The sequence below is a fragment of the Citrobacter sp. R56 genome, assembly GCF_016811995.1.
In the GTDB taxonomy this organism is placed as follows: Bacteria; Pseudomonadota; Gammaproteobacteria; order Enterobacterales; family Enterobacteriaceae; genus Citrobacter_D; species Citrobacter_D enshiensis.
Genome location: NZ_CP069159.1, coordinates 3,356,940 through 3,374,332, shown reverse-complemented (window position 1 = coordinate 3,374,332; position 17,393 = coordinate 3,356,940). Strand labels below are relative to the sequence as shown.

Sequence of the window (17,393 nt, the reverse complement as noted above, 5' to 3'; positions counted from 1 at the left end):
TTATCCTGTGACCACTTCACCCGCCGGTGGCGTTTCCAGCAGTTCCAGCATGGTCCGCGCGATTTCACGCTCGCCCATGACCACCTGATTCGCACCCCGTTCGGTAATGTATTCCACTTCATCGTCATAATGCGCGCGGGCGATAATTTCGATATCCGGGCATTTTTCGCGCGCGGACGCGACAATCTCACCGGCTTCATAACCGTTTGGAATGGTCAGAAGCAGCCAGCGGGCGCAGTCCAGATGCGCCAGATTCATGATCTCTTCATTGGCGGCGTTACCTAACACGGCGCGGATCCCGCGTTCACGCAGCTCATCAACACGGGTACGCGAGGTTTCGATGACCACCAGCGGAATACCGGCCGCCATTAACTTCTCGCCCAGCAGGCTACCGACGCGGCCAAAGCCGACCAGCAGCGCGTGGTTACAGATATCCACCGGGATCTGCTTCTCTTCTTCGATGGCTTCTTCCAGCGTTTGCTCTTCGAGGGTTTCGGTTTTTGCGAGATATTTTTCCAGCAGCGCAAACAGCACCGGATTGAGCATAATAGAGAGGATCGCCCCCGCCAGAACAAGATTCTGCCCGGCTTGCGGCAACAGATTCAGCGCCATCCCCAGCCCTGCCAGAATAAACGCAAACTCACCGATTTGCGCCAGGCTGGTGGCGATGGTTAATGCGGTTCGCTGCGAGTGGCCAAACAGGCGCACGAGGAAAAAGGCGGCGACGGATTTACCGAAAATAATGATCGCCAGCGTCGCCAGAACGGCCAGCGGTTGCTGAATCAGAATCAGCGGATCAAACAGCATGCCGACGGAAACAAAGAACAGTACGGCAAACGCATCACGCAGCGGCAGCGTGTCATGCGCCGCACGGTGGCTCAGTTCTGACTCATTCAACACCATCCCGGCGAAGAAAGCCCCCAGCGCAAAGGAGACATCAAACAACTCGACCGCGCCAAATGCGATCCCCAGCGCCAGCGCCAGCACGGAGAGGGTAAACAACTCCCTTGAACCTGTCGCTGCGCTACGCGCCATAATCCACGGTACCAGACGACGCCCGACCAGCATCATAATCGCGATAAACGCGACCACTTTACCGATGGTAATACCCATGTCGATTGCCAGTGACGCAAAACCGACGTTGTCCTTTTCCATCATACCGGCAACGGCGGGCAGCAGAACCAGCGTCAGCACCATCACCAGATCTTCAACAATCAGCCAGCCAATGGCGATTTGCCCACGCTGGCTATCGATAAGCTGTCGCTCTTCAAGCGCCCGTAACAGCACCACGGTACTGGCGGTGGAAAGACATAACCCAAAGACGATACCGGTCATCGGCGACCAGCCCAGCACAGCGGAAAGTGCCATACCCAGTAACGTCGCCACGGCTATCTGGGCGATCGCACCGGGAATGGCGATGGCCTTTACCGCCATCAAATCCTTCAGAGAGAAGTGCAACCCTACGCCGAACATCAGCAGGATAACGCCAAGTTCCGCCAGTTCAGGCGCAAGTTTAGTATCAGCCACAAAACCAGGAGTAAAAGGACCGGCCAGAACGCCCGCTAACAGATATCCCACCAGAGGAGAAATACGCAGTTTATTGGCAAGCATGCCGAATATAAAAGCGAGCACAAGGCCACCTACAATGGTGGTGATAAGCGGGGTGGCGTGATGCATTCCGTCTCCTTTCTGGGTTGCGTTGATCCATTTTTGGTCTGGAAACCAAAATTCCAGGTAATAGTTTATGACAATTTCGATGTTTATGTTTATGAATAATTGTTGAAATTTGATGAAAAATGGAATTTAGGCAGAAAAACGCACGGATCGGAAAACGAAGGGGGTCTATGAAGAGCAAAGGCTTATGGTGGCTGGAAGTGAGGGCGGCCAAAGTTTGCCTTTGGCCGCAGGAAAATCACGCTTTATGTCGGTTATCAGGTAAGAATATGGTCAGTATCCCCAGAAGTGGCAGGAAAGCACAGATTTTGTAGACTAAATCGATACTGGTATGGTCGGCAACCAGCCCTAACACGGCAGCGCCAAGGCCGCCCATGCCAAAGGCAAAACCAAAAAACAGACCGGAAACCATGCCGATACGCCCCGGAAGCAGCTCCTGAGCATAGACCAGGATGGCAGAAAACGCAGAGGCGAGGATAAAACCAATGATCACGGTTAAAATGCCCGTCCAGTAGAGGGTTGCATAGGGTAAAAAGAGGGTAAAAGGCGCAACCCCCAGAATAGAGCCCCAAATAACATATTTTCTGCCGATCTTGTCACCCAAAGGCCCGCCAATCACCGTGCCTGCGGCAACGGCAAACAGGAAGGCAAACAGGTGTATTTGCGCGTTTTGTACCGATAATCCGAATTTTTGCATCAGATAAAAGGTGTAATAGCTGCTGATGCTCGCCATATAGAAGTATTTGGAGAATATCAGGATTAACAGGATGCAAACGGCGAGGACCACTTTGTTGCGTGGGAGCGGATTGATAACCGCCGCTTTAGGTTTGCCTTTACTCATCCGGTGCTGTGCGGCGTACCAGCGGCTTATTTGCGCCAGCACCACAATCGCCAGCAGTGCGGCCAGCACAAACCAGGCCACATTACCTTTGCCATAAGGGGCGATGATAATCGCAGCCAGCAAGGGGCCAAGGGAGCTGCCAAAATTACCACCCACCTGGAAGATCGACTGCGCGAGGCCGTGACGCCCGCCAGACGCCATGCGCGCCACGCGGGAGGATTCCGGATGAAACACCGATGAACCCGTGCCGACCAGCGCCGCTGCTAACAGTACCTCGCCAAAACTGCCGGCCATTGCCAGTAATACCAGGCCGCTCAGCGTGAAACACATTCCAATCGGCAGCGACCACGGCATGGGATGTTTATCCGTCCAGTAACCGACCACCGGCTGGAAGAGCGATGAGGTTAGCTGGAAGGTGAGGGTGATCATCCCTATCTGCATAAAGGTCAGCGAGAATTCGGACTGCAATAGCGGGTAAATCGCCAGGATCAGCGACTGGATCATATCGTTCAGTAAGTGGGAAAGGCTGATGGCGCCTAAAATGCCAAACGATGTGCGTGCCTGAGCAACGGGCGCAGACGCGCTCGTTAACGGCTGGGTTGGTTCACTCATTGCCATAGAACGTCACTTCTGTTGTTTTGGTTGCGATGTTGGAGATAGTCTGCGTTGTAATTATTACCTGACTAACATACCTGTGGATGGTGTTTGAAGGAAGTCTCAATTCTGAAAACATTTTCGGCTATTATTTCATATCATTGTAATTTCAGCGGTTGATTTTGGGTCAGGGAGAGAAGCATGAAATTTTTGAAGCGGGGTGTGGCGCTGGCCGTGTTCGCCGCGTTCGCACTGGCGAGCCAGCCTGCGCAGGCTTATGAGAAAGATAAAACCTATAAAATAACGGTTCTGCACACCAACGATCATCATGGTCACTTCTGGCGTAGCGAATACGGCGAATACGGTCTTTCAGCACAAAAAACGCTGGTGGACGGCATTCGTAAAGAGGTGGCGGAGGAAGGCGGCAGCGTGTTGCTGCTCTCTGGTGGTGATATTAACACTGGCGTTCCGGAGTCTGACCTGCAGGATGCGGAGCCTGATTTCCGGGGGATGAATCTGATTGGCTATGATGCGATGGCCGTCGGTAACCACGAATTTGATAACCCGCTTACCGTCCTCCGCCAGCAGGAAAAGTGGGCTAAGTTTCCTTTTCTCTCTGCCAATATCTATCAGAAAAGTACCGGTGAACGCCTGTTCAAACCCTGGGCTATTTTTAAGCGACAGGATCTGAAAATCGCCGTTATCGGTTTAACCACGGATGATACGGCAAAAATTGGCAACCCGGAGTTTTTCACCGACATTGAGTTCCGCAAACCCGCTGAAGAAGCCAACGTGGTGATTCAGGAATTGCAGATCAACGAAAAGCCGGATGTCATTATCGCCACCACACACATGGGGCACTATGACAACGGGAATCACGGGTCAAACGCACCGGGCGATGTCGAAATGGCGCGAAGCCTGCCAGCAGGGGCGCTGGCAATGATTGTGGGTGGTCACTCACAAGATCCGGTGTGTATGGCAGCGGAAAATAAAAAGCAGGTTGATTATGTGCCGGGTACGCCCTGCGCGCCGGACAAACAGAATGGCATCTGGATTGTGCAGGCGCATGAGTGGGGGAAATACGTCGGACGGGCCGATTTTGAGTTCCGTAATGGCGAGATGAAAATGGTGGGCTATCAGCTCATTCCTGTGAATCTGAAGAAGAAAGTGACCTGGGATAACGGGAAAAGTGAGCGCATACTTTACACCCCGGAAATCGTCGAGAATCAACAGATGCTCTCTTTGCTGACGCCATTCCAGAATAAAGGCAAAGCGCAGCTGGATGTGAAAATTGGCAGTGTGAATAGCCGTCTTGAAGGTGATCGCAGTAAAGTCCGTTTTGTGCAGACCAATATGGGACATCTTCTGCTCGCGGCGCAGATGGCGCGCACCAGCGCTGACTTTGGCGTGATGAGCGGTGGCGGTATTCGTGATTCCATTGAAGGCGGCAATATCACCTATAAAAGCGTGCTGAAGGTACAACCGTTCGGCAACATCGTGGTGTATGCCGATATGAGCGGGAAAGAGGTGATTGATTATCTGACCGCCGTGGCGCAAATGAAGCCGGACTCTGGCGCTTATCCGCAGTTCGCCAACGTCAGTTTTGTGGCGAAGGACGGCAAGCTCAATGATTTAAAAATCAAGGATGAACCCGTTGACCCGGCGAAAACCTACCGGATGGCGACACTGAGTTTTAACGCCACCGGCGGTGATGGCTATCCGCGAATCGACAATAAACCCGGTTATGTGAATACTGGGTTTATCGATGCGGAAGTGCTCAAACAGTACATTGAGCAGAACTCGCCGCTGGATGCGAGTACTTACGAACCGACAGGGGAAGTGAGCTGGCAATAATGGCCGTTGTGCCGGATGGCGCTTGCGTCGCCATCCGGCAAAACACTCAATCCCGGCGGGCAATATCCGCAAATTTCGCATCGAGGATCTTCGCCAGATCTCCTGCGGCGAGTTCAATGTCCAGTCCGCGTTTGCCGCCTGAAACATAAATAGTGGCGAACGTCTGGGCTGGCGCGTCAATCAGCGTTGGCAGCCGTTTTTTTTGCCCCAGTGGACTAATGCCGCCCACCAGATATCCTGTTGTACGTTGCGCCACCATCGGGTCAGCCATATCGACCTTTTTGGCGCCCAACGCTTTGGCGACCTTTTTCAGATCTAACTGCCCGGCCACCGGTGTGACGGCAACGGCCAGCTGTTTCATGTCGCCATTCACGGCAACCAACAGCGTTTTGTAAACCTGATCGGCATTTAATCCTAATTTCCGCACCACTTCGTCACCAAAATTTGTTTCATGCGGATCGTGATCGTAGGTATGGATGTTAAACGGGATTTTGTTCTTTTCGAGTAACTTAACTGCGGGAGTCATAACGTTCCTTCTTACTACAAACGTGATATGCCATCAGCATACGTCCGAAGGTGGACGAAAAAATAGTACAATCTTGCGCAATAGGTATTGGCAGTTGCAGCAACTTTGAGCGACAATCGGAAGATCCGGACCTGAGTCCGGCATAATAATAAAGATGAAATTCCTCTTTGACGGGCCAATAGAGATATTGGCCATTTTTTTTAGCGCATCAGTTCCGGTAAATTTCCTTCTCCATAAAGATGCAGCGCCCCCACCGCGACGACATACTGGCCGGGTGGCATGGCGTAGAGTTGATCCCGCCAGGCGATATTACGCTGATGCATAAGCACATCATATAACGACTGACTGAAGGTATTCGGCAGTGTGAGATCGTTATTTTGCGGCGGCGTTTTCAGCCACCAGCTCATCATCTGCTGCAGCAACCTGGCGTTGGTGTGCCAGTGCGCCAGCGTATCGTTCAGCAACGCCAGACCGTTATCGGGCAACTGGCACAGAAGCGCTATCTGGCTGGCCGCCCCTTCCAGCTCAATAATGGATTTTTGTGCCTGCTTCGCCGCCTGCAGCAACTGGTAATCAATACCATATTCAGCGCGCAGTCCCAGCTGTTGCGCCTGGGTAGCCTGTAAGACCATGGCGATTTGCCACAGCGGCTGGGTTGAGAAGAGCGACGCAGAGATCCCCAGTTCATCGGTGACTTTATGCAGATGACGCAACTGCTCTTCGCTGATACGTTCTTCCAGCGCGGCAAACGTGGGGAGATTCACAAACGGGGTATCGTCGCCGGAGACATCGGCTTCGACGATCAACGCATCGGCCTGTCTGAGCTTTTTCAGTAATTTGGCGGGGAGGGGAGCCATATCGCGACTGCCCATATGGATACTGCCGACCAGATGAAAATGACGATTACCGGGCAAGACAACGTCGATGGCAGGCCAGGTATAATGGTTACCGCGCAGTGCGCGCCAGAACGATTTTACCCAGTACATCAGATCCATACGACCTCCCTTAGTAGAACTCCATGCTAGCGCGTGGTCCGGGAAGGTGCAATGCGTGAATTGCCGGATGGCGATGCTTTGGCGTCGCCATCCGGCAAAGATTTACTCTTTCGGTTTAAACCGTAACAGACGGTTGGCATTGCTCACCACGGTAATCGAAGAGAGCGCCATTGCCGCACCGGCGACGACCGGGTTGAGCAATGTACCGGTGAGCGGCCACAAAATTCCGGCAGCCACCGGGATACCGATACTGTTATAGATAAACGCCCCCAGCAGGTTCTGCTTCATGTTACGCAGTGTGGCGCGTGAGATGGCAAGCGCATCCGCCACCCCCATCAGACTATGGCGCATCAACGTGATGGCTGCGGTTTCAATGGCCACATCGCTGCCGCCGCCCATCGCGATACCCACATCGGCCTGCGCCAGCGCCGGTGCATCGTTGATACCATCGCCGACCATGGCGACCTGACGCCCCTGACTTTGCAGGCGCTTGATCGCATCGGCTTTACCGTCCGGTAAGACGCCTGCAATCACCTCATCAATACCCGCCTCTTTGGCAATCGCATTGGCGGTCGTCGGGTTATCACCGGTTAGCATCACCAGGCGGTAGCCTGCACGATGCAGACGCTGGAGCGCCGCCACGCTGTCGCTGCGCAGGGGATCACGTACCGCCAGTAAGGCCGCCGCTTTGCCGTCAATCGCCAGCAGTACGGGGGTTGAACCCTGTGACGCACGGGCTGAAATCTCTGCGTCCATTTCAGAGGTATCCACCTGCTGTTCATTTAACAGCGCCTGGTTGCCCAGCAGCAGGGTATGCCCCTCCGCTTCACCACTCACGCCTAAACCGCGCAGTGTCCGAAAACCATTCACCTGCGGCAGCGTTGATTCTGCGGCTTTTTCCAGAATGGCGCGGGCCAGCGGGTGGCTTGAGCCTTGTTCAAGGGCTGCCGCCAGGCGCAGCGCCTGGGCTTCATCTGTTGTGCCAAAGGTTTTGATCGCCACCACCTGCGGTTTCCCTTCGGTCAGCGTGCCGGTTTTATCAAAGACCACCGTATCAAGCGTACTGGCGCGTTGTAAGGCATCGGCATCCCGGACCAGCACGCCAAATTCGGCGGCGCGGCCCACGCCGGAAATAATCGACATCGGCGTTGCCAGCCCCAGCGCACACGGACAGGCGATGATCAGCACCGTCGTGGCAATCACCAGCGTGTAGACAATTTGCGGCGCCGGGCCAAAGAAATACCAGATAGCGGCGCTGACCAGCGCAATCACCACCACGACGGGCACAAAGACAGCAGAGATTTTATCGGCCAACTGACCGATTTCAGGTTTGCTGCTCTGCGCCTGGCGTACCATGCGGATAATCCGCGACAGAGTGGTGTGGCTGCCGACCGCGCTGGCGCGGAACAACACGCTGCCGTCCTGAACGACCGTCCCGGCATGCACGCTGTCGCCTTCGCCTTTCTGTTGCGGGATCGGCTCACCGGTGAGCATGGCTTCATCCAGCCAGGCTTCGCCCTGGGTGATTTCACCGTCTACCGGCACCCGATCGCCGGTGGTCAGTCGCAGTAACATACCGGCCTGAACCTCAGCCAGCGGCACGTTTTTTTCACCCTCTTCGGTGACGACGCGCGCCGTCGGCGGCGTTAAATCGAGAAGTTTTTCCAGCGCCTTCGAAGAGCGCTGACGGGCGCGCGCTTCCAGCATGTGTCCGAGGTTAATCAGACCGATGATCATCGCGCTCGCTTCATAATAGAGATGGCGCGCTTCCATCGGGAACCACTGCGGCCACAGGTTGACGCTCATTGAGTAGAGCCAGGCCACCCCTGTACCGAGGGCGACCAGTGTATCCATCGTGGCGGCGCCGTTCATCAGGCTCTTCCACGCACTGCGATAGAAATGGCCGCCCGCAAAGACCATCACGGCGAGGGTGGCGAGACCAATTGCGAGCCAGAGGCTGCGGTTATCGGCGGTGACCATCATGTTGTCGCCGATCATCCCCCAGACCATCACCGGTACGCCAACCAGCAGAGCGACAATCGCCTGCCAGCGGAAGCGCTTCATGGTGGCGACGGCGGTCTCCTGCTGGCGTTCACGGCGTTTCGCGTCATCTTCAATGGCTTCTGCGCCGTAGCCAGCTTTTTCCACCGCCTGCACTAAATCTGCGGCGGACGCGCTGCCCATGACCAGCGCAGTGCGTTCCGCCAGGTTTACCCGTGCCTGCGTGACGCCCGGTACGTTTTGCAACGCATTTTGTACCCGGGAAACACAGCTGGCGCAGCTCATGCCGCTTAACAGCAGTTGTTGGCTGTCATCATCGGCCGTTGCTGCCGGAAGCTCAGGAGGGACCGCTGCCAGCGCTTCCGACGGGGTTGATGACTCCGCCAGCGGTTTAGCCTTTGGGTGGCTTAACTCCGCACCATAGCCAGCTTGTTTGATGGTTTCGATCAAGGCTTCGGCGCTGGCGCTACCGGTGACGTGCGCTTCAGTCACGGTAACGTCCGCCTGTTCCACGTCCGGGCGCTGCTCAAGACTCTCTTTTACGCGTTTGACGCAGTGACCACAGGACAGGCCGTCCAGGGTCAGGTCGATGGTGTGAGACATAACAAAACTCCTTTAAAATGGTCAGATAGTTATTGACCTGAGTAATCGTATTGACTAACTGTTATAAAGGTTAAACCTTCCATCAAGGGGAAGGTCAAGGGTTTAAATTGCTGATTGAAAGGGATTTTTAAAATCAGCGTCCACATAGCGTCCACACTTCGAAAAAAGTGTCCACATTACAAAGACAAAGCCCCGTATAGAACGGGGCTTTTTTGTGCTAATCACACAGCTATTAATCTGGTTTCTTTCTTCGTGATGTACGTGCAACCTGATGGTATGTCATCCATAACAAACGACATCGCACCAATTTTGACGTTATCCCCAATCGCAAAATCTGAACCCAGAATGAAGGTATGTGCGCCAATATCGACGTTATCACCAATGGTCAAAACGCCCCGATCATCGTCTGATTGCTTGCGGCCAATGGTGGTGTTTTGTCTGATTGTTAAGTTTTCACCGATGATGGCCGTGCTGGTCACAATAATGCCGGTATGGTGAAAAATCGTTAACCCCTTGCCTACAGTCAACCCCAGACCCAGATCGCAACCGTACTCGTTCAGTAACTTGGTATTAATCTTTCTGGCGGCCCTTTTGGTGAACTTACCGCCGTTGATAAACATTTCGTTTGCCAGCCGCCACCAAAACAGATAACGCCTTTCCCTGGTTTTCTTCTCCCTCAAAAGCCGGTGAATGGAGAACCTGTCGCGCCGGATTATTTCGGCTTTCCAGTATTTGAAGAGATTGCGTGTGTTTCCAAAGAGTATAAAAAATAGAGCAAAAAGGTATTTAGTCATAACTGCGTCCTGAAGTGGTTCTCCGTGTTACTTCTTTATTTCTGCGTATTTTATGCGGGTGATATCTGCGACTTAGCAAACCCAATCCGTGTGTAGTCTTTTGCAAGAGGGAAAATGTTCCCTAAGTGAAATAACTAACTGTATTTAAAGCATTTAAATGCTATTAGCTGAAGCAGCCCATGTAAACCCCTGAATATGGTTGATCCTGACAAAAAGTAAAACGATCCTTTTAAAAACATTAAATTAACCAATTGCTTAGCCGCTGACTGCCTGCCGATTTTTGCAAAACGCTGCAAATCCTTGCGCAGTGTACAAAGGCGAACGGAACGCAGAAGCCCAGCCACGGCGCGGGCTGGCGGGTTGCTTTGCGCAAAATTTCTTTTGCAAAATTTTTATGATCCAAATAGTGCAGGCGGGTGCGGTGTAGCGCCGTTTCCGTCTCGGATCCGCTTCCGTCTGCGCTTTGTCGCTTCGTCTACGACCAGGAGACGAGCGAATGCAAAAAAGGCCGCATGGTTGCGAACTTAATTATTTAAGCTTGTTGTGGTGCGTTCTGTGGCTTCTGGTGACGTGGGGGTTTTCGCCTGCGTGATGTCAGGCAATAAGCGGACTGTATTTCGCTTTCAAATCGGTGCTTTTCCTGGCTGCAGCGGTGAACTCACCAGCCTGGCTACTGGTCCCCACGCTTGGGTGAGTGTGTGACGCACACACCCTGGCAAGTTCATTCAGAACGTCCAGCATATCGGTTAGCAGAGTCAAGACGTTGATTTCCTCACTGCCCAGCTTCACGACCGGCGCGATCAGCTCCTGCGTAGCAGCGACACTGCGGCGAATACCGGTAATTTTCTCCGTGAGGGAACCACTGACAGTAACGTCGGCTTTTCCCTTAATGGTGTCGTTCAGGCTGCCCAATATTCTTGCAACATGATAAAGCGTTTAGGGTGCTTTGAACCTGGCATACGTTCGCAACTCGCTTCATGATGGAGGGAGGCAATATCATCGCTCTGCAACGGATATTGGGTCATGCCGATATTTCTCAAACGATGGTTTATGCCCACTTTGCACCTGTCTATTTGTTGAACGCAGTGAGCTACAATCCTCTAAGTGGAATGTCCAAATGGTGTCCACACTCTGGAGGAAAAACGGGGGATTTGAGGGCTAGTTAAGTTTGTAAAATACTGATGTGGCGCGGTATTCTACGGGGCTGTGCCTTTCAAAATTCCACCATCAAGGGGAAGGTCAAGGGGGAAGTGTGAATATTAGCGATGTGGCGAAAAAAACCGGGTTAACCAGTAAAGCGATTCGATTTTATGAAGAGAAAGGGCTGGTGACGCCGCCTCTGCGTGGTGAAAATGGATATCGCACGTACACCCAGCAACATCTGAATGAACTGACGTTATTGCGTCAGGCGCGTCAGGTGGGATTTAACCTGGAAGAGTGCGGTGAACTGGTGAATTTATTTAACGACCCGGGGCGGCACAGCGCAGATGTGAAAAAGCGTACGCTGGAGAAAGTCGCCGAAATTGAACGGCATATCAGTGAACTGCAGGCGATGCGCGGGCAACTGCTGGCGCTGGCGGATTCCTGTCCTGGCGACGACAGCGCAGAGTGCCCGATTATCGATAATCTTTCTGGCTGCTGTCATCACAAAACTCAGGCTTAGTTGCCAGGCTGTTTGAGCATAAACACCACGGTGCCGCGATACCAGGGAGAGGTTCTGAGTTGCGCGTCGTCCTGCGCGTCCCAACTTCCGTTTTGCACCAGCCCGAGCTTAAAGGGAATGCGCAGCCGCTGCAGCGCGGGCAAATAGTACGCATAGTTGTCGACCGTATGACGCCCCTGATAGCTTTGCACCACCAGTTCATCCACCGGCAGCGCGTTGAGGGTGTCGATATCGCCCGTTTTCGCCCAGTCCAGCAGCCCGGTCACGCCAAGGGCAAACTCGGGCGGTAACTGCTGGCGCAACTGACGCAAAAAAACCGCATAGTCCGCCAGTTGATGAGTGGCGGCGTCAAAATCGACCTGCAAGCCAATGACCTGGTTGCCCATTTTTTGCCAGCGCTGCATCAGGTGGATAATCCGCGCCGGGATCGCCTCCGGCACGTCAAGCGTTGTAAAACGCACGGTGAGCCAGATCGTCGGAAACGTCAGGCGACTCACCGGCAACCCCAGACGCTGAAAGACCACCTCGCCTGAGCGCGTCAGTACCTCGCCCTGATGCAGGTAGACCGTTTGCGCATTTTTCAGGTCAGCGCTGGCTTTGACGCCAGACCACAGCCAGAACGCCTGATGTTGGTGGGCATTGACCGTCTCTGCCGCCTGCGACTGACCTGTCAGCAGTGTGATTACCAGTAGTACTTGAGCTTTTGTGCCCACGGGCTACCCGGATATTCTGTTTTCAACTGCGTGAACCAGCCTTTGCGCTGTACTTTATCGACCTCTTCGCCGCCGCACTCATTCATCCCGGACGGCGAATAGCACATGATGGCCCGGTAGAGGGCGTAGCTTTTATCCTCGGGTTCCGCTTTCGGTGAGGCGATAACCTGCTGGTAGTAGCTCTGGCGATCAAACTGGCCATACGGATGTTTGCGGTCGATAGCCGCTTCCAGCGCCGCGTTTCCCTCACCGTCTTTCCATAAATCGACATGGGTTTGCGTGGTGCGGAAAAATTCGCCAAGGCAGTTGAGGGCATGCGCGTCGTTGGCTTTTTTGCTCAGGACGCCTACCGTTTCGCTCAGGCCACTACAGACGTATCCGGCATCCGCCGCGCTGCCCTTCCAGTCAAAGACGCTCAGATTCACGTCATCGAAGGACTCACCGATGACCGGCGGTGTAATCGCCTTCACAAGTTTGATGTCAGTTAACCAGTCGCTAAAACGGTTTTCGGTAAGATCGCGAACCAGCAGCGTGTGCAGGGCGATGGTGCGTTCTTCATTATTCGTTCCCTGGGTCGCCTGCTGGCGCAACAGCTCAAGTGGAGCCTGCGTTTTCAGAACCCGGGAGCGGAATCGCAGGTTGGTCACCGGACTTTGCGGGGCAAAAATCGCGTTAATCTCGTTGTTATAAACCAGCGTTGCCGCCAGTTTTGCCTGGAGATACTGCTGCTGCTCGTTATCCTGGCTGAGTTTCAGCAACTGTTGCCAGAAATCCCGCGCCGCCTGCCACTGTTGTTGTCCCATCAGCGCTTCGCCGTACAGCACCTGCTCACTGAAGGTGAGAATATCATGGGCCGGGAGCTGTTTTGCCGGGGTGATGGCCTGAACGATCGCGGCGTAGTTGCCCGTCGCCATCCACAGATTGAGCTGCAGGTTGTGCCACAGCGGCGCTTTTCCGCCTTTCTCAAATGCCGGTTTGGTGCTGTCGAGAAAGGCTTGCGTCAACGTTGGTTTATTGTCGCTGTTCGGGCGCAGCGCACGTAATAATTCGATATAGCTTATCTGGAGCGCATCAGGGAATGCTTCCGTGAACGGGGCGTTGTAGAAGCGCATGCCATATACGTTATCGTATTCGGTCACCAGATGACGCAGTGCGTCAGGATCTTTTGCCTGCTGGAATGTCTGCTCATACAATGCCGCCAGCTGTGGCCACGCTTGCTGATACCAGTTGATACGGCGCAGCATGCCGCGAGCCGAATCGGCATACAGGCCTTGCGGCCAGCGTTGCAGATAGCGCTGTGCGGCTTCTTGCGCCTGGTTTGCGAACTGCTGGTCTATCTTGCTGATATCAAAATCGCCGTATTCGCCGGTACTGTGCTGGCTACTTTTGTTCAGCGCCGTGCGCATCAGCATGTATTGCGCCGTCTCTTCCAGCCAGGGATTTTTGCTGTTCGCCAGGGCGGTGAAATCCTGCTCTGCGGATTTGTAGTCTTCAGTGTAGAAATAGGTGGCACCGGTCAGATACGTTTTGTACAGCAGGGCGGAGGAATCTGCCGGAAGCGTTGCAAGCGCTTCAGAGACCTGCCCGGTTGTGGCGCCACCCCAGATTGCCATGCGCGCCTGCGCCAGCGCATGACGTTGTTCCGGCGTAAGCGTAGCGTCATCGATAAGCGCCGTGAAAAATTGACTCACGCCGTCGCTGCTATTCGAGACGTAGCGGTTTTCCAGTCCGCTGTCGTTTTCGCTCAGACGCGCGATCTCCGCCGGATCAAGTTGCAGCGCCGTCGCTTGCTGAGTCAGCGTTGGGTTCTCGCTGGATACCACGGTTGACGCAGAGGGGGCGCTCACGGCATCCCATTGCGGATGATAGGCAAAATAGTAATCGCGGGAACGGGTGATATCCGCAGGCATCGACTGCACGGGGAGTTCGAATGATTTTGCTTCGCTGAATAACCGCAGCAGGTTGTCGCGGGTATCATTTCCTGGAGTGAGTACGGGAACGCCTTTCAGCAGGCAGTTTTTGCTGCTCCACGTGCAGTCTTCGATATCGAAAGAGGCGAATGCCTGTGGCGCACCCGCCAGCAGCGCGCAGAGGGCGAGTGTAAGAGGAGTCTTCCTGGCCATAATAGTCTTTATTCCCTGATGATTATTGTTCTGATAATACCGATTTGATTTTCAACGTAATGCCTTCTACAGCGATCACTTCGACATGTGTACCGGCAGTGAGATCCTGATCGGCGCTGACGGGCCAGGAGCTGTCGCCGACCCGCATGTGCCCATGCCCGTTGACCAGCGTAGTGTCCAGAATAAACCGACGCCCAACCAATTGTTGTCCGCGTTGATTGAGGTGGCTGTCTGACGGTTTTTTCTCACCGACGTGCCGCGTCAGCCACTTCCACCAGAACCACGCTGCCAGCAGGGTTAACACAGAAAACAGCGTTCCCTGCCACTCCCAGCCGAGAGGTAGGAGCCAGACCGTTAATCCGGTGATCACCGCCGCCACGCCGCTCCAGAGCAGATAGCCGTTACCGCCGAGCATCTCAGCGGCCAGTAACAGACCGCCGAGGCTGAGCCAGAAAAGATGCGGATGTACCAGAATCATTTCAATCATGGGTTTTTCCGTTCGCTGGCGCTGTCCTTAATCAGTTCGGTGATCCCGGCAATGGAGCCCATCAGACTGCTGGCATCGAGCGGCATCATCACCACTTTACTGTTGTTAGCCGAACCAATTTTTTGCAGCGCTTCGGTGTATTTCTGCGCTACGAAATAGTTAACGGCCTGAATGTTTCCGGAGGCGATAGCCTCAGAAACCATTTGCGTGGCGCGGGCTTCCGCTTCGGCGGAGCGTTCGCGGGCTTCTGCCTGTAAAAATGCCGACTGACGGTCACCTTCGGCGATCAAAATTTTTGACTGTTTCTCACCCTCGGCTTTGACGATCTCCGCCTGGCGGATCCCTTCGGCTTCCAGGATATAGGCACGTTTGGTGCGTTCCGCTTTCATCTGTGCATTCATGGCGTCGATCAACTCCGCCGGAGGACGAACATCGCGGATCTCAATGCGGGTAATTTTGATCCCCCACGGGTTGGTGGCTTCATCAACAATGTGCAACAGGCGGGTATTGATGTTGTCGCGCTGGGAGAGCATTTCATCAAGCTCCATTGAGCCCAGTACGGTACGGATGTTCGTCATGGTCAGATTGATGATGGCCAGTTCCAGATTACTGACTTCATACGCGGCTTTTGGCGCATCTATCACCTGAATAAAACAGACCGCATCAATCGAAACGTTGGCGTTATCTTTAGAGATAACCTCCTGCGATGGAATATCGAGAACCTGTTCCATCATATTGATTTTTCGGCCAATGCGATCCATAAACGGGACCACGAGACTCAGACCCGGCTGCAGTGTATTGGTATAGCGACCAAATCGCTCTACGGTCCACTGGTATCCTTGCGGAACGATTTTGACGCCAGCACCGACAATCACCAGTGCGACGAAAATAAGAATCGGGATAAAGATAAGCATCGATAAACCTCCTGTAGTGTTGTCCATGTCAAAAACGATTTTTATTGTCTCTGTTAATCAATTATACCTGATTAATCATAGTGAGTTACCTCCTGGTCATTAGAGGGATACACTACATTTTTGCCAGAAACATGAAAAACGGATGTGTAATGAAAGAAGAAAGCATTTTGCTCCAGCTAAAAAGGGTGGGATACCAGGATGGGGCTACCAACATTCTGAATAACATCAGTTTTAATCTTAGGGTGGGGGAGTTTAAGCTGATTACCGGCCCTTCAGGATGTGGTAAGAGCACGCTGCTAAAAATTGTAGCATCGCTGATAAGCCCAAGCCACGGCGAGATCGTGTATGCCGGGGAGGAGATAACAAACCTGAATCCCGAACACTATCGCCAGCAAGTCTCTTATTGCGCCCAGACGCCCGCGCTATTTGGCGACACGGTTTACGATAATCTGATTTTCCCGTGGCAGATCCGCCATCAACGTCCAGATCCTGACGCATTTGCCGCCGATCTGGCGCGCGTTGAATTACCGCAAGAGATCCTGACCAAGAGTATTACTGAACTTTCGGGTGGTGAGAAACAACGGATCGCCTTAATCCGCAACTTACAGTTTCTGCCTAAAATACTGCTGCTGGATGAAATTACCAGCGCGTTGGATGAGAGTAATAAACGCAATGTGAACGATCTTATCCATCATTATGTCCGCGATAAAAATATCGGCGTGTTATGGGTCACTCACGATAAAGATGAAATAAACCATGCGGATAAAGTGATCACACTCCAGCCTCATGCCGGAGAAATGCAGGAGGCAACCTATGAACGAGCATAATATTACTAATGAATCTCTGGCATTCGCGATGATGCTGATAGTGGTGGCGATAATGATTAGCCACAAAGAAAAACTGGCGCTGGAGAAAGAGATTCTCTGGAGTATCTGCCGGGCGGTGGTCCAGCTTGTTATTGTGGGGTATGTCTTAAAATACATATTCGGCGTTAATCATGCCGTTTTGACCATTTTGATGGTGTTATTCATCTGTTTTAATGCGGCGTATAACGCGCAAAAACGCAGTAAATATATCGACAAAGCCTTTATCTCATCGTTTATCGCTATTACGTCCGGCGCGGGATTAACGCTGGCGGTATTAGTGCTTTCTGGCTCCATTGAATTTGTACCCATGCAGGTGATCCCCATTTCCGGCATGATTGCGGGGAACGCGATGGTGGCCGTCGGTCTGTGCTACAACAATCTCGGCCAGCGATTCACTGGCGAACATCAGCAGATTCAGGAAAAACTAAGCCTGGGCGCAACGCCGAAAATGGCGTCTGCCGGACTTATCCGCGACAGCATTCGCGCGTCGCTTATTCCGACCATAGATTCGGCGAAAACGGTGGGCCTGGTGAGTTTACCGGGGATGATGTCGGGGCTTATTTTTGCCGGTATTGACCCGGTGAAAGCGATTAAATATCAGATAATGGTGACCTTTATGCTGCTCTCAACAGCCAGCCTGTCGACCATTATCGCCTGCTATTTAACCTACCGGAAGTTTTACAATTCGCGCCACCAGCTGGTGGTGGCGCAACTGAAGAAGTCGTGATGGTTTAGCGGATGGCGG

The 17,393-nt window shown here is 53.3% G+C and carries 15 protein-coding genes and 1 pseudogene; 5 read left to right on the top strand and 11 right to left on the bottom strand.

The genetic code is table 11. The annotated features are described in order from the left end of the window. On the bottom strand, positions 1 to 1,677 hold the full coding sequence (gene ybaL, locus JM656_RS15970) for a YbaL family putative K(+) efflux transporter (protein WP_203358625.1): 1,677 nt from the start codon (positions 1,675 to 1,677) through the stop codon (positions 1 to 3). 235 nt (positions 1,678 to 1,912) lie between these two features. Beyond that, positions 1,913 to 3,133, bottom strand: coding sequence for an MFS transporter (locus JM656_RS15965; protein ID WP_203358624.1), 1,221 nt, complete (start codon positions 3,131 to 3,133; stop codon positions 1,913 to 1,915). Positions 3,134 to 3,310: 177 nt separating this feature from the next. Here JM656_RS15965 and ushA point away from each other — a divergent pair, with 177 nt between their 5' ends. Continuing rightward, complete coding sequence (gene ushA, locus JM656_RS15960; protein WP_203358623.1) at positions 3,311 to 4,963, top strand: bifunctional UDP-sugar hydrolase/5'-nucleotidase UshA; 1,653 nt, start codon at positions 3,311 to 3,313, stop codon at positions 4,961 to 4,963. A 46-nt stretch (positions 4,964 to 5,009) separates the two neighbouring features. On the opposite strand, the gene ybaK is transcribed toward ushA, so the two are convergent. The 5 genes from ybaK to JM656_RS15935 all read right to left on the bottom strand — a co-directional run bounded on the left by ybaK (position 5,010) and on the right by JM656_RS15935 (position 10,794). Beyond that, complete coding sequence (ybaK, locus tag JM656_RS15955; protein ID WP_192611429.1) at positions 5,010 to 5,489, bottom strand: Cys-tRNA(Pro)/Cys-tRNA(Cys) deacylase YbaK; 480 nt, start codon at positions 5,487 to 5,489, stop codon at positions 5,010 to 5,012. A gap of 200 nt (positions 5,490 to 5,689) precedes the next feature. Next, positions 5,690 to 6,484, bottom strand: coding sequence for a TraB/GumN family protein (locus JM656_RS15950; protein WP_203358622.1), 795 nt, complete (start codon positions 6,482 to 6,484; stop codon positions 5,690 to 5,692). 102 nt (positions 6,485 to 6,586) lie between these two features. Continuing rightward, positions 6,587 to 9,088: a copper-exporting P-type ATPase CopA gene (gene copA / locus JM656_RS15945; protein ID WP_203358621.1), complete on the bottom strand. Its 2,502-nt coding sequence runs from the start codon at positions 9,086 to 9,088 to the stop codon at positions 6,587 to 6,589. A 221-nt stretch (positions 9,089 to 9,309) separates the two neighbouring features. Then, positions 9,310 to 9,882 (bottom strand): serine acetyltransferase, encoded by a 573-nt coding sequence (locus JM656_RS15940; RefSeq protein ID WP_203358620.1) that lies wholly within the window; start codon positions 9,880 to 9,882, stop codon positions 9,310 to 9,312. A gap of 594 nt (positions 9,883 to 10,476) precedes the next feature. Beyond that, on the bottom strand, positions 10,477 to 10,794 hold the full coding sequence (locus tag JM656_RS15935) for a hypothetical protein (RefSeq protein WP_203358619.1): 318 nt from the start codon (positions 10,792 to 10,794) through the stop codon (positions 10,477 to 10,479). Between the two features lie 44 nt (positions 10,795 to 10,838). On the opposite strand from JM656_RS15935, the pseudogene JM656_RS15930 reads away from it, so the two are divergent. Continuing rightward, a pseudogene (locus tag JM656_RS15930) lies at positions 10,839 to 11,048 on the top strand (tyrosine-type recombinase/integrase); the annotation flags it as partial. Between the two features lie 86 nt (positions 11,049 to 11,134). Continuing rightward, the gene (gene cueR, locus JM656_RS15925) at positions 11,135 to 11,545 is read left to right on the top strand and encodes a Cu(I)-responsive transcriptional regulator (protein WP_203358618.1); all 411 of its coding nucleotides are present in this window, start codon (positions 11,135 to 11,137) and stop codon (positions 11,543 to 11,545) included. On the opposite strand, the gene JM656_RS15920 is transcribed toward cueR, so the two are convergent. The 4 genes from JM656_RS15920 to JM656_RS15905 are packed head-to-tail and all read right to left on the bottom strand — an operon-like array spanning position 11,542 to position 15,782. After that, complete coding sequence (locus JM656_RS15920) at positions 11,542 to 12,258, bottom strand: DUF3142 domain-containing protein (protein WP_203358617.1); 717 nt, start codon at positions 12,256 to 12,258, stop codon at positions 11,542 to 11,544. The genes cueR and JM656_RS15920 overlap by 4 nt on opposite strands. Next, positions 12,228 to 14,381 (bottom strand): hypothetical protein, encoded by a 2,154-nt coding sequence (locus tag JM656_RS15915; RefSeq protein ID WP_203358616.1) that lies wholly within the window; start codon positions 14,379 to 14,381, stop codon positions 12,228 to 12,230. The genes JM656_RS15920 and JM656_RS15915 overlap by 31 nt, the downstream gene beginning before the upstream one ends. 22 nt (positions 14,382 to 14,403) lie before the next feature. Then, entirely contained in the window at positions 14,404 to 14,868 is a 465-nt protein-coding gene (locus JM656_RS15910) for an NfeD family protein (RefSeq protein ID WP_203358615.1), read from the bottom strand. Continuing rightward, on the bottom strand, positions 14,865 to 15,782 hold the full coding sequence (locus tag JM656_RS15905) for an SPFH domain-containing protein (RefSeq protein ID WP_203358614.1): 918 nt from the start codon (positions 15,780 to 15,782) through the stop codon (positions 14,865 to 14,867). Before JM656_RS15905 ends, JM656_RS15910 begins: the two co-directional genes overlap by 4 nt. A 149-nt stretch (positions 15,783 to 15,931) precedes the next feature. Here JM656_RS15905 and fetA point away from each other — a divergent pair, with 149 nt between their 5' ends. Both fetA and fetB read left to right on the top strand, forming a co-directional pair. Beyond that, positions 15,932 to 16,609 (top strand): iron ABC transporter ATP-binding protein FetA, encoded by a 678-nt coding sequence (fetA, locus tag JM656_RS15900; RefSeq protein WP_203358613.1) that lies wholly within the window; start codon positions 15,932 to 15,934, stop codon positions 16,607 to 16,609. Beyond that, positions 16,596 to 17,375 carry an iron export ABC transporter permease subunit FetB gene (gene fetB / locus JM656_RS15895; protein ID WP_203358612.1) on the top strand — a complete coding sequence of 260 codons (780 nt, stop codon included), beginning with the start codon at positions 16,596 to 16,598 and terminating at the stop codon, positions 17,373 to 17,375. The genes fetA and fetB overlap by 14 nt, the downstream gene beginning before the upstream one ends. Positions 17,376 to 17,393: the final 18 nt, after the last annotated feature.